Genomic DNA, 16059 nt, shown 5'->3' with positions numbered 1-16059 from the left:
CGTTGCAGGCTATAATAAGCTTATTTGTCACTTTGAGCCATTAACAGGGATGTTGAATGCAGTTACTTTGGGGTATCATTAAGTTTATCGTCATTATTCTCTCAAGTCTGTGGCTTGGGGTGTTCGTGTGGACGCATCAGCCCTTAGGCAGATATGTCAGTCTGGCACTGATTAGCGTATGGGTATTTTTTACCCTCGCTGTTTTGGTCAGTATCATCAAACCGACCCTGTTTTCATCCCTACTTTCTCATCATTCTTTATTATTGATTTTTTTTGCGGTGGTGGCGATTGCCATTGCATGCTTTTTTTCGATGTCAGCTAGCAATGAGCGGGATTGGAACCCTGAAGTTGCCCAAATGTTAGACTATCGGCTTGACCGTGATGGCAACACACTCACCATTAGCAATGTTAGAAATTTTGATTGGCAAGATAAAACCCATTTTCAGCCGCGCTGGGAAACTAGGCAATACGACTTGGCAAAACTGCAAACTGTCGATTTTATCGCCTCTTATTGGATGGGCGATGCCATTGCCCATACGCTAGTGAGTTTTGGGTTTAGTGATGGAAAGCAGCTTGCGTTATCTATCGAGATTCGCAAAGAAGTCAATGAACAGTTTAGTACGCTGGGTGGATTTTTTCGCAAGTTTGAATTGGTGATTATCGCTGCGGATGAAAAAGATATTATTTACACCCGTAGTAATATCCGTCATGAAGATGTTTATATTTATCCCATCAATATGCCAAAACACCATATTCAAGCGTTGCTGCTTGCGTATCTAGCGAAAGCCAAGTCCTTAAAAACGCAGCCGGCATGGTATAATTCATTGGTAAATAACTGTACCACGGCAATTTATGAGCTGATTGACGATATCCAACCTTTGCCATTTGATTATCGTATCTTGTTATCAGGCTATATTCCCAGTTATCTGTATGACCAGCAATTGATTGATAACCGCTATAGCTTGCAACAGTGGCAACAACGGGCACACATTAACCCAAAGTCAAAGCCTTATTCTGTCAACCACCCTATTAGCGCAGCAGATTACTCGCAGCTAATTCGAACCGACTTTTAATAAATTGATAAATCCACAACATGATGACCCAACCAAAAACAGCCAAATCCATCGTCTCTGGCGTCTTACTGATTGATAAACCGCAAGGGATGACTTCCCAGCAAGTGGTATCGAAAGTCAAATACTTGCTCAAATCTGATGTGCACGACAGTAAAAAAGCGGGTCATACCGGTACCCTTGACCCTATGGCAACAGGGTTGCTGCCGATTTGTCTGGGAGAAGCGACCAAATTTAGCCATTATCAACTCGATGCCATCAAATCTTACCACGCCATTATCAAACTTGGCGAGCAAACCGATACCGGGGATGCTGAGGGTGAGATAATTGCCACGAGCCCTGTACCGCATGTGACACAAGCGATGTTACAAAGCGTCACTGAGCAATTTTTGGGTGAGATAATGCAGGTTCCGCCCATGTACTCCGCGCTCAAAAAAGACGGCAAAAAACTGTATGAACTGGCGCGTGAAGGTATTGAGGTGGAGCGAGCAGCACGTCCTCTCATCATTTATGAGCTGTCACTTACTCCCCTATCCGCTCAACAATTGCAATTATCCGTCACTTGCTCCAAAGGCACTTATGTGCGCGTGCTGGCTGAAGATATTGCCAAAGCGCTGGGTACGCTAGGACATCTGACAGCGCTTAGACGTATACAGACGGGTGATTTTGAGATTGCTAATGCCATCACCTTAGCCGATTTTGCAGCGCTCGATGTTGCAGCGCGGTTTGATAAGCTATTAGCGGTGGATGCCTGCGTTCACTCACTACCAAGCTTAGTATTAGACGATAGCCAGTCAAAGCGCATCCGACAGGGTCAACGCTTAAACGTCAAGGCGACCATGTTAAATCAGCATCTCATCTTAACTGCCAATCAAACGTTTCGCTTGTTTGACGACCATCAGCAATTTTTGGGCACGGGACTACTTGAACCCAATGGTCGTTTACAACCGATGAAGCTGGTCAATTTAAATTAGTCACGATAAGTCAGTAAACCTACCATCTTGCTAATTTTTTGCTGTATTCACATAATTTACTCAATGAGCGATGCGATGTCACAAAGCGAGTACGTTTTTTATGCATTGATACAAAACGTGACGCTTTGCTAGCAGTTTTCACCCGTCCAGTGATTTATTCTTAGTGGTGTTGATTCACTTGCTTATTTCTTAGCAAGCTTTGCTAATAAAGAGCAAACAGCGGTTTATTGAGATAACTTTATACAATTAATTGAAATGTTATTAATAAAATAAAAATCAAATAGAAAAATCAAATAATAATCTCAAAATAAAGCGCCCAACTTACAAAAGACGAATCAATAAGAACAACAATTTTTTTCTTTAACTATCTTTAACTTAAATAATGAAATAATAGGATATTTACCATGGCTAAGATTGCTATTTTACTTGATACCGACTTTGAACAAGTCGAATATACCCAAACCAATGACCTCCTTAAAGCTAAAGGTCACCAAACCACTTTAATTACCACACAACCACAAAAACAAGTACGCGGGCTCAATCATACTGACCCTGCTGACACCTTTACCGCTGATTTATTAATTGGTGAAGCCAACGCAGCCGATTATGATGCGATTGTATTACCAGGTGGTGGTGCCAATGCCGATGTGTTGCGGGCAAATACCGATGCCCAAGCGATGGTAAAAGCATTCATGAATGTCGGTAAACCTGTTGCAGCGATTTGTCATGCCCCGTGGATTTTTGCAGATACCGAAATTGCCCGTGGTAAAAAATTAACTGCTTATAAAACCATTGCCACTGACCTAAAAAATGCCGGTGCGCAGTTTGAAGACAAATCAGTGGTGATAGATGGTAATTTGATTACCAGTCGTCAACCTGAAGATATTCCAGATTTTGCTGAAGCGATTGACCAAGCATTGACTAAATCAGCTTAAATAAGCATAAGAAAAGGAGATTGCCATGCAACCAACTACCATGACAGATATTGAAAAAATGGACAAGAAAGCGTCTGACGCGACATTTGTTGCCGATACTACGCCTAATGATGCGGATGAAGTGACTTCTGATAAACTCACCACCGCGCCACAAGAGCAGCTTGACCGCCTTAATAGCGAAACACCCAAACAGCCTACGGGCAATCAGTAAGTTGAAAGCTTGAATCTATTAAAAGCCTTAATAAATTCAACACCCTAATGCAGATTAGGGTTTTTTTATTGGGCAATATTTGGTAAAATAATACTCCTTTTTGACGGTTAACTACTGAGAAGCGTGGTTATCCTGATTTTTTTACACTAATCGACTCGACTGATAGCCGATTAGGCTTCTCATTTTATGCTAAAAAAGCTAGGAAAACATTATGTTGACTAACCAAGACCGCGCAGATGTAATCGCAAAATTCCAACGCTCTGAAAATGACACAGGTTCTCCAGAAGTTCAAGTGGCGTTATTAACCGCACGTATCAATGACTTACAACCACACTTTAAAGCACACAAAGCTGACCATCACAGCCGTCGTGGTTTGATTCGTATGGTTAACTCACGCCGTACGTTACTTGATTACTTAAAACGTAAAGATGCAGACCGTTATACTGCATTGATCAATGAATTAGGCTTACGTCGCTAATTTATCAGCACGTTATTTGCTTTATTCAATCAGCGGCTGCTTTTGGGTAGCCGCTTTTTTATGGGTTCAATATTTTTAGCGAATTTTCTTTTCACTTTTACCCTCGCTGTTAGCTTAGTTATTACCCATCGTTTGCTATTAGGGGTTAAAGCGCAGTTAAAAGGTGGTGATTCGCCACAAAACTAGGTAAAATAGACAACGCATTGTGCCTGCACAATCGCAGTTTACACTTACTTTTTTTAAAGTATTTTTTAATTTAGGCTGATTTAAGGCTGCTATCAAGCGAATTGGTAGATTGCTTCTAACGTTTGTATTTTTTGAAAAGAACACAAACGTTAGGGGCTATTACTAAAACTTAAATCGCCCTATTTCATCACACAAAGGATAAAACCGCATTATGTTTAATATCATTACTAAAGAATTCCAATATGGTAATCAACAAGTTACGTTAGAAACAGGTCGCATTGCACGCCAAGCTAATTCAGTGGTCGTCCACATGGGCGGCGTCTCTGTGCTAGTGGCTGTTGTGGTAAAAGACGAGGCGCAAGCGGGTCAAAACTTTTTCCCATTGACCGTCAACTACCAAGAAAAAATGTACGCTGCTGGTAAAATCCCAGGTGGCTATGGCAAACGTGAAGGTCGCCCATCTGAGATGGAAACCTTGACCTCACGCCTCATTGACCGCCCGATTCGTCCATTGTTCCCAGAAGGCTACTTCAACGAAATCCAAGTGACCGCCACGGTGATTTCGTCAGACAAAAAACAAGATGCTGATATCGCAGCGATGATTGGTACTTCAGCGGCATTGGCAATTTCATCAGCGCCATTTAATGGTCCGATTGGTGCGGCACGTGTCGGTTTTATCAATGATGAATATGTGCTAAACCCAAACCATGAAGCGCTAAAACAAAGCTCGCTCGATTTGGTGGTCGCGGGTACGTCATCTGCGGTATTGATGGTCGAATCTGAAGCCAAAGAACTATCAGAAGACCAAATGCTTGGCGCGGTACTATACGGTCACGCCCAGCAACAAGTCGTGATTGATGCCATCAATGAATTTGCCAAAGAAGTTGGCGTACAAAAAAACCAATTCGTTGCCCCTGCCGTCAACGAAGCCTTGCAAACTACCCTACAAAATCAATTTGCTGCAGCGATTTCAGAAGCGTATACCATCAGCGAAAAAGCCAGCCGTTATACTCGCCTTGATGAAATCAAAAACCAAGCGATTGAAGCCTTAGCCGGTGATGCGGAAGCCGAAGGCTACGCCGACAACGTGGCACAAATCAAAGAGCTATTTGAAACCCTAAAATACCGTACGGTACGTGACAATATTTTGTCTGGCAAACCCCGTATCGATGGTCGCGACTTACAAACTGTCCGTGCCTTAGACATCCAAGTTGGCGTACTGCCTTACACGCATGGTTCAGCGCTATTTACGCGCGGTGAAACGCAAGCACTCGTTACCACCACGCTTGGCAACAGCCGTGATGTGAACATGATTGACACCCTTGCGGGCACCAAACAAGACCACTTCATGCTGCATTATAACTTCCCAAGTTACTCAGTGGGCGAAACGGGTCGTGACAGCGGTCCAAAACGCCGTGAAATCGGTCATGGTCGCCTAGCACGTCGCGGTGTACAAGCCATGCTGCCAGATAGTGACCGTTTCCCATACGTGATTCGTATCGTATCTGACATCACCGAATCCAATGGTTCATCATCAATGGCATCTGTCTGTGGCGCATCACTGGCGTTAATGGATGCCGGCGTACCACTAAAAGCGCCTGTTGCTGGTATCGCAATGGGTCTGGTTAAAGAAGGTGAGCGTTTTGCCGTGCTGTCTGACATCTTGGGTGATGAAGACCACCTAGGTGATATGGACTTTAAAGTCGCGGGTTCTGCCAATGGCGTAACTGCACTACAAATGGATATCAAAATCGAAGGCATCACCCCAGAGATTATGGAAAAAGCCCTGCACCAAGCGCATGCGGGTCGTATCCATATTTTAAATGCGATGAATGAAGTCATTTCAACCAGCCGTAAAGAAATCAACGCCCATGCACCAAACTTTGCGGTGATTGATATCGACCCTGAAAAAATTCGTGACGTGATTGGTAAAGGTGGTGCAACCATTCGCCAATTAACTGAAGAAACAGGCGCAGTGATTGATATTGATGACAACGGTACCATTCGTATCTTTGGTGAAAACAAAGCCGCGACCAAAGCCGCGATTGCTAAAATCGAGGCGATTACGGCAGAAGTAGAAGTCGGTAAGACTTATACAGGTAAAGTGGCTCGTATTGTTGAGTTTGGTGCGTTTGTTAATGTATTACCTAACACTGACGGTCTGGTGCATATCTCACAAATCTCTGATGCACGTATCGAGAACGTGAATGATGTGCTAAAAGAAGGTCAAATGGTGAATGTACTGGTACAAGACATCGACAACCGTGGTCGCATTAAACTTACCATGAAAGGCGTGGATCAAACCATCGCGCCAACTGCACCTGCTGATACTGAAACGCCAGCGGCTGAATAGTTTTATTAAAATTTAGCTATCAAAAATTAAAAACCGCTTTATCGTAAGGTAAAGCGGTTTTTTTGGGATAAATTTTGGCAAATGCTATGAAACCATCATTACAGTAATTAGAAAAAATGCCCGATAATAAGAAGGTTTTGACCCCGTTGGCAATTTACTACTTGCAATACGCCGATGGCGACAATGAATCGCTGAGTAGCCCTCGATAAAACCTCAACCATTGAAAACTATTTAAACTAATAGCGTTAGCGATAAACCACCAAATTCAAATTACTCACGGGCTGAAGGTATTTTTCCATTAATGGCAAAATATCTTCATCAAAACTTTTGTCTTTTGGCAAAATGAGTTCATCACTTGCCAATATTGCCACACGGCGAATACCTTGATACCGTCCCCAATCAAACACAACTTTCTCTAACTTTTGTAACGCTGACACCATATACTCAACATGCGGCGGATTTTCGGCAAATTCTGTGATTGCCATATCCACGATGAACTGTGGCTTTGACAACGCCCCACCGACTGCCATACCCGCCAAATCACGCTGCGGCGTAAACTGTAACACATCACCGAGCAGCAGCTGCGAACGCTCACAGGCTTGCTTGTAAACGGTATAATGCTCAGGATACAGCGATTGGTACTTAAGTAAGGTGCGATGACGAAAAACACCTGACACCGGGACGGGCATAATGAGCGCTTGATAGCGGTCTTGAAACAAGGTTTTTTTATCGACTTGGGTCAGCACTACTTAGCGTTCCAGTTACTTATTGGTGGTTATTTGTTGGCGGCTTTTTGCTGCTCAAGCTGTGCAACTTGCTGTTCTAGCAGCTGGATACGCTCTTCTTTTTTACTACTCAGCTCATTCATCATACGCAGCTGGTCTTGCATCATGGTTTCTTGCTCTTTTAGCTGCGCGCTCTGCTCTGACAATCGACTCAGCTCTTCTTTGGCAATTGCCGGATCTTCAGGTAGTGTCGGCGTAAGAATTTCTTCTGGCGTGATTGCCGGTAGCGCTGCGGTCGCATGGGCTGAGCTAGTGGTTGCATCCACTGTGACGGTTGACGCGGCAGGCAAGCTAGCGCTAGCTTGTGGTTTTACCACAGGTGCTGCAGTTTTGGGTATTGCGTGCGCTTGGGTCTGCGTCTGTGTCTGCATCTGTCTCTGCGCGGTGGATTTGTTCGGCTCGTTTGACTGCCCTATAAAAAACCATACCAAGGCAGCTAGAGCCAACCCTGCACCCACTAGCAACCCAAGTTGATTGCGTTTTTTTAACGTCCGTTTCGCTAGTGGTTGACTTGGCGGTCTTAAAAATGGGTTTGCTATCTGGGCGATAACCGCTTTAATTTCGGGTTTTGTTTTGGTTAATACAACCGGTGGCGTCGTTTCAATAGCCTCGATAGTCTCAATAATTTTTTTATCACTACTTTCGTCAGTATTTTCATCACTACTTTGTGATGCGATGGGCTGTGCTTGCGCGCTATGGGGGTCTGGTTCTAGGTTTAGGTCTGGGTCTGGCTTAGCTGCTAGCGGTAGGTTATCAATATCAAATGTCAGCGCGTTATCGGTTGTCTGTGACGGTACGGGCTGTGACAATGTCGATGTATTAGCAGTGTCTTGCAGAGTCACAGTAGTGTTGGGTTCAACATCACTGGGTAGCTCATCCAAATCAAAATCATCAAAACTCAGCTTTTTGAGCGCGACAGTATCAGCCGCTTTTGTGTTATCTGCGGTATAGTCGGTTTTGCCATGAAGTAATTCGTCTTCCAACTGGTTTAAATCAATGGTATCTAGCGAAAACGCATTTTTGATTGCTGTCGTTTTTGGGGATGTGTTTGGAGATGTGTCTGAATAGTTAGTCGCTTGCATCGGCGGCTGATTAGTTGTATCAAGCTGCAACGCACTATCTGACACGCCTATCATTGGATTTTCAGCCAGCTGTGATGATGGATTGGCATCTTCGCTAGTCGGGGCTATAGAGTCATTGTCTTTTTTTAGGCTAAATAATTTCATGTTGGGTCAATATCCCTATCCATATCGGGCGGGTCAGATATCTGTACGATTTCATGCTAGCGATGTATATGCCAAGCTGGCATGAAAATGATGGTGTACATTCGTTTGCTTGTTACTATAACAAACCGCAATCAAAAATAACAACTTTTGAGACAAAAACCTACTTTGAACGCCATACTTTGACCACGCTAATTGTATCAGGGGTAGTTAAACTCGTTAACCTTGTCAAAATTTACCCAAACCGCTTAAACTTAGCTTATTTAAATCTAACAATACCCGCGCCATCGTCGCCATAATGAACGGTTTCCTGATGATTAGATTGCTGAATGTCAATGACATCATCGGGTGTTGGGCGACGCTCGTTATAGCCACATGCCGTACACTCGATATACTCATCATACTCGGGCTGATATAGCTGAATCTGAACAACTTTATCCAGTGCTTTGCAGCTTGGACAAGCCACCCCTGCCAAAAATTGACGTTTGGGGCGATTGGATTGATATCTCATAGTTTCTTCTTTTTAATAGCCTGTATTTTGACAACCGTGTTACCAAGCTTGGGTGTTGGCGTTATCAGTGTCATCGCTCAGCAGTTCATCATAGCTGCTGGTTAAAAATCCCGAGTGACGTAACAGCGCATCAATACGGGCTTCACGACCGCGAAATGCCTCAAAGTTGGCTTTTGCAGATTGGCTACCGCCTTTGGCTAAAATGTTATCACGGAAGGATTTGCCAGCGTTTTTATCAAAAATACTGGTTTCTTCAAACTTGCTAAACGCATCGGCTGACAACAGTTCTGCCCATTTGTAAGAATAATACCCTGCCGCATAGCCGCCTGCGAAAATATGGCTAAAGCCATTGGCAAAACGGTTATAACTGGCGGTCGGCATAATCGACACATCGGCACGCACGCTATCGAGTAACGCCAGTAACTGGTGATAGTCGGGTGCTGGGGTTTTGGCATGCAATAACAAATCAAATAGCGCAAACTCTAGCTGGCGCAGGGTTTGCATGCCGCTTTGGAAATTTTTGGCAGCGAGCATACTTTGTAGCATGCTCTCTGGCAACGTTTCACCGGTATCGACATGACGGCTGATTAATGCAATCCCTTCAGGGTGCCATGCCCAGTTTTCCATAAACTGACTGGGTAGCTCAACTGCATCCCACTCGACGCCATTCACGCCTGCCACATCGCCAACATTCACTTCAGTGAGCAGATGGTGCAACCCATGTCCAAACTCATGAAAAAGGGTTAACACTTCATCATGGGTTAATAAGCTAGGTTTGCCGCGCTGTGTACCCGTTGGCGCAGGGCTAAAATTTGCCACCATAAAACAAACAGGTAACTGCTGATAACCGCTATCATCGTGTTGATAACGCGCTTGAAAACCACTCATCCATGCGCCACCGCGTTTGCCAGGACGGGCATATAAATCAAAATAAAAACCACCGATAAGCTGCTGATGTTCATCAAAAACTTGATAAAAACGCACGTCATCATGCCAGCGCTGGGTGCTTGCAGTTTTATCTTCAATCTGAATGCCATACAGTTTTTGCACAATCTCAAATAAGCCTGCGATGACTGTCGGCACTGGGAAGTACGGACGCACTTGTTCTTGCGATAGATTAAATTGACGTTGTTTGACTTTTTCTGCCAGATACGCCGTATCCCAAGGTCGCACCTCATCGCCCTCATCACCGATGCCAAACGCCAAACCTTCAACTTGCAGTTGTTTTAAATCCTGCATGGCAAAGGGTCGTGCCTTGTCTGCCAAATCCCGTAAAAACTGCTCTACAGTGTCGACATTGTCCGCCATTTTGGTGGCAAGTGATAATTCAGCAAAATTGTCATAGCCCAATAATTGGGCTTTTTGTGCGCGTTTTGCCAAGATATCCGCCATGATATCGGCATTATTAAATTCTGGCTGCGCTGACAATTCAGAGGCACGAGTGACATACGCACGATACAAGGTTTCGCGTAACTCGCGGTCATCGGCATAGGTCATCACCGCAAGATAGACTGGGATATCAAGTGTCGCGACATAAGGTGTTGCCAATACTTGCTCAGGGAATTTTTCTGTGTATCGCCTGCCCGCATCTGCCAGCATGGCAAGCGCAGATTCAGGCAGTCCTGCCAGTTGCGATTCGCTTAACGGTAAAAAGTAGCTTTGGGTAGCATCGAGCACGTTATCGGAGAATTTAGCCGATAGCGTAGATAACTCGCTGGCAAGGGTAGCAAATTGCTGTTTTTGCGCCTCCGCTAAACCCACACCAGATAACTCAAAACTCTGTAGCGCCAAAGTCAACGAGCGTTGTCTTGCAGGCTCTAAACGCTCAAAAAATGACTGATCGCTCACCACACGCTGATAGCGTTGATACAGCGGGAGATGTTGACCAACCGCCGTACCGTAGGCAGAAAGCGCGGGCAATAATGCATGGTGCAGTTCACGGATTGGCTCATCACTGACCACGCTATTTAAGTGCGATAGCAAGCCCCAACTGCGGTCTAATGCTAAATTCACATGGTCAAAAGCGATGATATCATTGAGCGCTTGTTGGCTGCTGAGGTGTGCATCGTTAACTTGACTATTAGCTTGCCCAGCTTTGTTATCGAGGTCGGCTTCATCATCAAGCATAGTCAAAAACGCATGTCCATTCGCCAACGCCTCATCGATTGCCGTTTTGAGTCGCTCAAGCGCTAATTGATTAAATTCAACAAGGTGTAAATTTTTTGTCGGATTTTCTACATCGTTGGTCATACTGTTTTCCAATTTTTTATCGCTCGTTGATGATTGAAAGTAAAAGTCGTCATTGCCCAAAATTTTAGCATAAAAACCGCAACGCTTGGCAAAGCTACCCCATTTTGCTACACAGCTTTGCGACATAAATGTCGACAATCATTATATTGTGACAATTTTTTGTCAAAACAAGCCAGCGGTACAATTTCACGTTAAAATAATGCCATGTTTATCACTGTGATTTTATTATGCGCTCACTAACACCTAAAAAAATAACACCTAAGCCAGTAGCATCTAACGAAATAGTGTCTAACCAAGTATCAGGCGCCAAACAACCAAAAAACAGCCTAATCATCACCAGTTATAACATCCATAAAGGCATGTCACCCCTCAATCGTTTTGTCAAAATGGAAGGCATCGCTGCTGCACTTGACCAAGTGCAATCTGATATTATCTGTTTGCAGGAAGTCCAAGGTCAAAATCTCAAACGGGTGGTGAAATACAATGAATTTCCCGACCAGTCCCAACATGAATGGTTTGGCGAGTATCTACAGCTTGAAAACAGCTATGGCAAAAACGTCGAATATAACCACGGTCATCATGGCAATGCGGTACTAAGTCGCCATCCGCTCGACCCCAAACACAATGTCAATATCACAGTGAGCCGCCTTGAGCAGCGTGGTGTATTGCACTGCGAAATCCAGCCCAAAGGCTGGCATACGCCCATCATCGTGCTTTGCGCGCATCTAAACTTAAGGGAAAATGACCGTGAAAAACAATATGAGGTGATAAGCCAGTATATCAATAACGAAATCGACCAATCCACGCCGCTGATATTGGCAGGCGATTTCAATGACTGGAAAAAGTTATCCTGTCAAAAGCTTGGCTGTGACCTTAATTTACAAGAAGCCGTGCTGACCCACCATGGCAAATTACTGCCCACCTTCCCTGCCAAGCTTCCGGTATTAAGCCTTGACCGTATCTATGTCCGTAACCTACAAGTACACCGTGCTTGGGTGCATAAGGGACAACCTTGGTCAAATCTCTCTGACCATTTGCCGGTTAGTGCCGAAGTCAGTCTGCTGCCAGATTAGACATTAAAAGATTAACAGATTAAACTTGCATGATTTTTGCAGCAAGGTAGCCTAGCAATTTTTATAGACATGACTGTCAATTTTTGTCCTAGCGAAACCCGATTTGACGTTTTAAGCCACAGACTTTAGACGTCAGGCTTTAGACATCGGTTAGCCAAATTGACGCTACACTGGAAATCCTCATGCAGCCAAAATTACTCATTATTTTTGCGATATTAGGCATCACCGCACTCGCCATTTTTAACCTAATATCATCACATCGTACCCAGCAAGTCATTGCATCCAATCAAGCCAATAGTAGTGCCGCCTCGGCGCCCTTAGCCATAGCATCAAACGATACGTCATCGATTGGCGAGCAGCCTAAACAAGTGCTTGATAAGGCAACAACAGATTTGAATCAAACCGCTCAGACCTCATCCAACAACTTGGCGAGCGCAGAGAAAACCACGCAATAATAACTTGGCGTATTAGCTGCTAGCACCGCCAAGCAAGACTGGTTAAAGCGCATCAAGTGGCTAATATTAAGTCGCTAACATCAAATGACTAAGATTAAGTGGACAAAGGCGTTTTTTGTTTTAGTAGGTATTTGTTTCAACGATAAAAAAAGGGCAAATTATATTGCCCTTTTTTTCATTAACGAGATTTGTTGCGCGCGTTACTTTTATTTTTAGCGCTTTTTGCTTTCCTGACGTTCTCATTTGGCTTAGATGGCGCGTTAGGATTAGATGGCGCGTTGGGATTGGATTGAACAGAATTAGAGGCCGCTTGCGATTGACCGCGACTTTTGCCTTTACCGCGATTATTAAATGACGATTTTTCCAGCTGTGCCACCAAATCAAAATCAATCTGCTGGGTCTCCATATTGACGGCAGCGACTTTGACACGGATTTTATCACCCAGTCCAAACACCAGTCCTGATTTTTCACCAAATAACTGCTGCGCCTTGTCATCATATACAAAGTAATCTTCGCCCAAATGCGAGATATGAATCAAGCCATCAATGAATAAATCAGTGAGAGTCACAAACAAGCCAAAATTGGTCACTGTGGTAACCACTGCATCAAACGCTTCACCGATATGGTCTTTCATATAATGGGCTTTGAGCCACTGCTCAACAAAACGGCTGGCTTCATCGGCACGGCGCTCTGTCATTGAGGTCTGCTCACCCGCATCTTCTAGTGACCAATCTGGCAGCGGCGCTTTTTTGCCCGTCACTTTGGCTTTGATGGCACGGTGTAGCATCAAGTCGGGATAACGGCGAATCGGTGAGGTAAAGTGGCTGTATTCCTCATACGCAAGCCCAAAGTGCCCGATATTGGTCGCTGCATAGTTGGCTTGCTGCATGGAGCGCAGTAGCACACTATGGATACTAATCGCATCAGGGCGCTCGCGTGTCGCTTCAATGATACGCTGATAATCTGCCTGCGTCGGGTTTTCTTCAGGAAATGACAAACCAAAATGCTTCACAAAGTCACTGACGCGAGCGGCTTTTTCTGCCTCTGGGGTATCATGATTGCGATACAAGACCGGCAATTCATGCTTGAGCGAAAACTCAGCCGCGCAGGTATTTGCCAATAGCATCATCTCTTCGATGAGCTTATGCGAGTCACCACGCGTCCGTGCCACGATGGCGCTGATTTTGCCTGCTTCATCAAACTTGATATAAGTCTCTTGGGTTTCAAATTCCATCGCATGGCGCTGTTCGCGTTTGACCAATAGCACTTTGTACAAATCATACAGCACATCGATTGATTTTTTGACCGCTTTATTACCGGTGATAGTGACAGGCACTTCGGATTTGGGCGTTTCCCCTTGAACTTGGGCAAAATAATCATTGACTTGGTTATAAGTCAATCGCGCTTGAGAGTGCATCACGCTTGGATAAAACTCATAGCTGGTCACGTTACCGCTACGCGATAGTATGATGTCGGCTACCATACACAAGCGGTCAACACTTGGGTTTAAAGAGCAAAGCCCGTTGGAGAGTTTTTCAGGTAGCATCGGCACCACAAAATGCGGGAAGTAAACTGATGTACCCCGCTCATAGGCTTCTTGATCAAGTACTGAGTTGGCAGTCACATAATGACTGACATCGGCAATCGCGACGACCAAGCGGTAGCCACCGCCGCGACGTCTTTCGGCATAGACGGCATCATCAAAGTCGCGCGAGTCTTCGCCATCAATGGTGACTAGCGGCAAGGCACGTAAGTCGATACGGTCTTGATAGTCTTTTTGTGTCGGCTCTTTGTAGGCATCGACTTGCTGCATGACTTTTGGGCTAAATTCATGGGGAATATCGTAATTTAGCAGCGTAGTTTTGATAATCAATTCACGCTCGTTATCATCGACCAAGCTTTCAGTAATTTTCCCCGTCGCATATTCATGTTGGGTGGGATAGTCAATGATATCGACTTTGACGGGGTCACCCATTTTGAGTTGTAGCGCTTCGACGTTTTCTTCCGTCACCGTAATCGGTTGATGATTGTTTGGGCTAATCAGTTCTACAAAGTAACCATCGTCATCTTTTGCAAGTTTACCAATATATTGTAGCTGGGCATGGGATACCACTGACAACACACGACCCATCATACGACCACGGTTGTCGGTACTAGTAGCGATGGCTTTTACTTTATCGCCATGAAATACCCAGCGCATTTCAGTTTCATTCAAAAACAAATCCGGCATATCATCAAGCACGACAAAGCCAAAGCCTTTGGCATGGGCAGCGACCACGCCAGTTACGGCATCGTTCTCAGTCAATGGGCGATAAATATAAGGATTGCCGCCGTCGGCATCACGGCTTAATTGTCCATCCCGCAGCATAGCTTTTAAGCGGTTGCCCAGTGCGTCGTACTCATCGTCATCCAAATCAAAAATCGTCGCAAGCTCGTGTTGGGTAGCTTGTCCGCGCTCAAGTAGGGTTTGTAAAATCAGTACACGGCTTGGAATCGGGTTGTCATAGTTGGCTGCTTCAACAGCGGCATTGGGGTCTTGCCAATTTTTCATATTGTTGTCGTCTTTTTTTATCATTTAAACTTTTAAACTTTGTCAGTCAAATTATTTTATCATTTTCGTTAAATGCTAGGGGAAGTATTATCCATCACAGCGATAAAATCATGTTAAAATTTTGTTGCTCAGCTTAGTTTTAGTTCAGGCCTTAGCTCAGCTTAGGTTGATTTAGGCTTTATTGCATTGTATATGGGTGCGTTGCAAGCGTTTTTAAATGGTTGGTTTTTAAATGGTTTATTTTAAGTTTTAAGTAAGCTTTAATATAGCTGACTTCGATAGCGAAAATATAGTTGGCTTCGATAATGAGTGTTTAATGGCTAACGGTGAATCACCACAGTGACATAGACAGCGACATAGATTGGTCAAAAGATAACAAAGGGGGACCCATGAAAGCAAGAATTTTAGCCGTTGGACAAAAAATGCCAGCTTGGGTGCAGACGGGATTTGACGACTATTATAAACGTATTCAGCCCATGCTTAGCACCGAAATCGTTGAAATCCCCGCCTGCAAACGTACCAAAAACCCCTCGTCTGCCGAACTTGAAAAATATGCCATCACCGAAGGCGGACTAATTCTGCAAGCGCACCAAGCCAAAAATTCAGCAGGCAAACGCGAGCAGCTGATTTGCCTAGACGTCCGCGGTAAAAATCTATCAACCGAAGATTTAGCGGCTAAAGTTGGCGAAGCCATGCAGTTGGGTGATGACATGGCGTTTGTGATTGGGGGTGCTGATGGCATTTCAAAAGAGGTTTTAGCCCATGCGACATTCAAATGGTCGCTGTCCAATCTCACCTTGCCGCATCCACTCGTGCGTGTGCTACTGATGGAGCAGCTGTACCGCGCTATGACCATTATCCATCATCATCCGTATCATCGCGGTGATTATTTTTAAGTTTTTCCAGTCAACCTGTTATGTTTGATTATGTATGAAATCGCTGACATGGCTTGTTTTTGCGAATTTTTCCCTTATTTAACCTATTAATCCTTTTTAGTTAATCCT

Annotated in this window: 14 protein-coding genes; 9 read left to right on the top strand and 5 right to left on the bottom strand. The window is 44.4% G+C overall.

The genetic code is table 11. The features are described 5' to 3' along the window. Positions 1-56: 56 nt before the first annotated feature. The 6 genes from RTP55_RS05280 (at position 57) to pnp (ending at position 6207) form a co-directional block, all read left to right on the top strand. Entirely contained in the window at positions 57-1073 is a 1017-nt protein-coding gene (locus RTP55_RS05280; RefSeq protein WP_312384743.1) for an Lnb N-terminal periplasmic domain-containing protein, read from the top strand. Between the two features lie 20 nt (positions 1074-1093). Next, positions 1094-2044 (top strand): tRNA pseudouridine(55) synthase TruB, encoded by a 951-nt coding sequence (gene truB / locus RTP55_RS05275; RefSeq protein ID WP_007115086.1) that lies wholly within the window; start codon positions 1094-1096, stop codon positions 2042-2044. 404 nt (positions 2045-2448) lie between these two features. After that, positions 2449-2979, top strand: coding sequence for a type 1 glutamine amidotransferase domain-containing protein (locus tag RTP55_RS05270; RefSeq protein WP_007115088.1), 531 nt, complete (start codon positions 2449-2451; stop codon positions 2977-2979). Between the two features lie 25 nt (positions 2980-3004). After that, complete coding sequence (locus tag RTP55_RS05265) at positions 3005-3190, top strand: hypothetical protein (protein ID WP_007115089.1); 186 nt, start codon at positions 3005-3007, stop codon at positions 3188-3190. Between the two features lie 208 nt (positions 3191-3398). After that, complete coding sequence (gene rpsO / locus RTP55_RS05260; RefSeq protein ID WP_050324867.1) at positions 3399-3668, top strand: 30S ribosomal protein S15; 270 nt, start codon at positions 3399-3401, stop codon at positions 3666-3668. A 397-nt stretch (positions 3669-4065) separates the two neighbouring features. Continuing rightward, positions 4066-6207, top strand: a complete 2142-nt coding sequence (gene pnp / locus RTP55_RS05255) for a polyribonucleotide nucleotidyltransferase (protein WP_312384739.1) — start codon at positions 4066-4068, stop codon at positions 6205-6207. A 245-nt stretch (positions 6208-6452) separates the two neighbouring features. Here pnp and RTP55_RS05250 read toward each other — a convergent pair whose 3' ends face one another. The 4 genes from RTP55_RS05250 to RTP55_RS05235 all read right to left on the bottom strand — a co-directional run bounded on the left by RTP55_RS05250 (position 6453) and on the right by RTP55_RS05235 (position 10976). Next, entirely contained in the window at positions 6453-6953 is a 501-nt protein-coding gene (locus tag RTP55_RS05250) for a hypothetical protein (protein ID WP_312384737.1), read from the bottom strand. 29 nt (positions 6954-6982) lie between these two features. Then, the gene (locus RTP55_RS05245; RefSeq protein WP_312384736.1) at positions 6983-8218 is read right to left on the bottom strand and encodes a hypothetical protein; all 1236 of its coding nucleotides are present in this window, start codon (positions 8216-8218) and stop codon (positions 6983-6985) included. A 256-nt stretch (positions 8219-8474) separates the two neighbouring features. Then, entirely contained in the window at positions 8475-8726 is a 252-nt protein-coding gene (locus tag RTP55_RS05240; protein ID WP_312384734.1) for a YheV family putative metal-binding protein, read from the bottom strand. A 39-nt stretch (positions 8727-8765) separates the two neighbouring features. Further along, positions 8766-10976: a M3 family metallopeptidase gene (locus RTP55_RS05235; protein ID WP_312384732.1), complete on the bottom strand. Its 2211-nt coding sequence runs from the start codon at positions 10974-10976 to the stop codon at positions 8766-8768. 284 nt (positions 10977-11260) lie between these two features. Between RTP55_RS05235 and RTP55_RS05230 the strand changes: the two genes are divergently transcribed. Both RTP55_RS05230 and RTP55_RS05225 read left to right on the top strand, forming a co-directional pair. Further along, positions 11261-12049: an endonuclease/exonuclease/phosphatase family protein gene (locus RTP55_RS05230; protein WP_284035078.1), complete on the top strand. Its 789-nt coding sequence runs from the start codon at positions 11261-11263 to the stop codon at positions 12047-12049. A 182-nt stretch (positions 12050-12231) separates the two neighbouring features. Continuing rightward, the gene (locus RTP55_RS05225; protein ID WP_203172435.1) at positions 12232-12504 is read left to right on the top strand and encodes a hypothetical protein; all 273 of its coding nucleotides are present in this window, start codon (positions 12232-12234) and stop codon (positions 12502-12504) included. Positions 12505-12682: 178 nt separating this feature from the next. On the opposite strand, the gene rnr is transcribed toward RTP55_RS05225, so the two are convergent. Further along, positions 12683-15079 carry a ribonuclease R gene (gene rnr / locus RTP55_RS05220; RefSeq protein WP_409418416.1) on the bottom strand — a complete coding sequence of 799 codons (2397 nt, stop codon included), beginning with the start codon at positions 15077-15079 and terminating at the stop codon, positions 12683-12685. A 365-nt stretch (positions 15080-15444) separates the two neighbouring features. On the opposite strand from rnr, the gene rlmH reads away from it, so the two are divergent. Then, on the top strand, positions 15445-15951 hold the full coding sequence (rlmH, locus tag RTP55_RS05215; protein ID WP_312115360.1) for a 23S rRNA (pseudouridine(1915)-N(3))-methyltransferase RlmH: 507 nt from the start codon (positions 15445-15447) through the stop codon (positions 15949-15951). Positions 15952-16059: the final 108 nt, after the last annotated feature.

It is taken from the genome of Moraxella sp. CTOTU47579 (assembly GCF_032004885.1).
Classification (GTDB): domain Bacteria; phylum Pseudomonadota; class Gammaproteobacteria; order Pseudomonadales; family Moraxellaceae; genus Faucicola; species Faucicola tetraodonis.
This window is presented reverse-complemented; position numbering and strand designations above follow the sequence as displayed.

Excerpts from the sequence above, each read along its gene's own strand:
- RTP55_RS05280 (WP_312384743.1), top strand. The coding sequence starts at position 57 with ATGCAGTTACTTTGGGGTATCATTAAGTTTATCGTCATTATTCTCTCA.
- truB (WP_007115086.1), top strand. The coding sequence starts at position 1,094 with ATGATGACCCAACCAAAAACAGCCAAATCCATCGTCTCTGGCGTCTTA.
- RTP55_RS05270 (WP_007115088.1), top strand. The coding sequence starts at position 2,449 with ATGGCTAAGATTGCTATTTTACTTGATACCGACTTTGAACAAGTCGAA.
- RTP55_RS05265 (WP_007115089.1), top strand. The coding sequence starts at position 3,005 with ATGCAACCAACTACCATGACAGATATTGAAAAAATGGACAAGAAAGCG.
- pnp (WP_312384739.1), top strand. The coding sequence starts at position 4,066 with ATGTTTAATATCATTACTAAAGAATTCCAATATGGTAATCAACAAGTT.
- RTP55_RS05245 (WP_312384736.1), bottom strand. The coding sequence starts at position 8,218 with ATGAAATTATTTAGCCTAAAAAAAGACAATGACTCTATAGCCCCGACT.
- RTP55_RS05240 (WP_312384734.1), bottom strand. The coding sequence starts at position 8,726 with ATGAGATATCAATCCAATCGCCCCAAACGTCAATTTTTGGCAGGGGTG.
- RTP55_RS05235 (WP_312384732.1), bottom strand. The coding sequence starts at position 10,976 with ATGACCAACGATGTAGAAAATCCGACAAAAAATTTACACCTTGTTGAA.
- RTP55_RS05225 (WP_203172435.1), top strand. The coding sequence starts at position 12,232 with ATGCAGCCAAAATTACTCATTATTTTTGCGATATTAGGCATCACCGCA.
- rnr (WP_409418416.1), bottom strand. The coding sequence starts at position 15,079 with ATGATAAAAAAAGACGACAACAATATGAAAAATTGGCAAGACCCCAAT.
- rlmH (WP_312115360.1), top strand. The coding sequence starts at position 15,445 with ATGAAAGCAAGAATTTTAGCCGTTGGACAAAAAATGCCAGCTTGGGTG.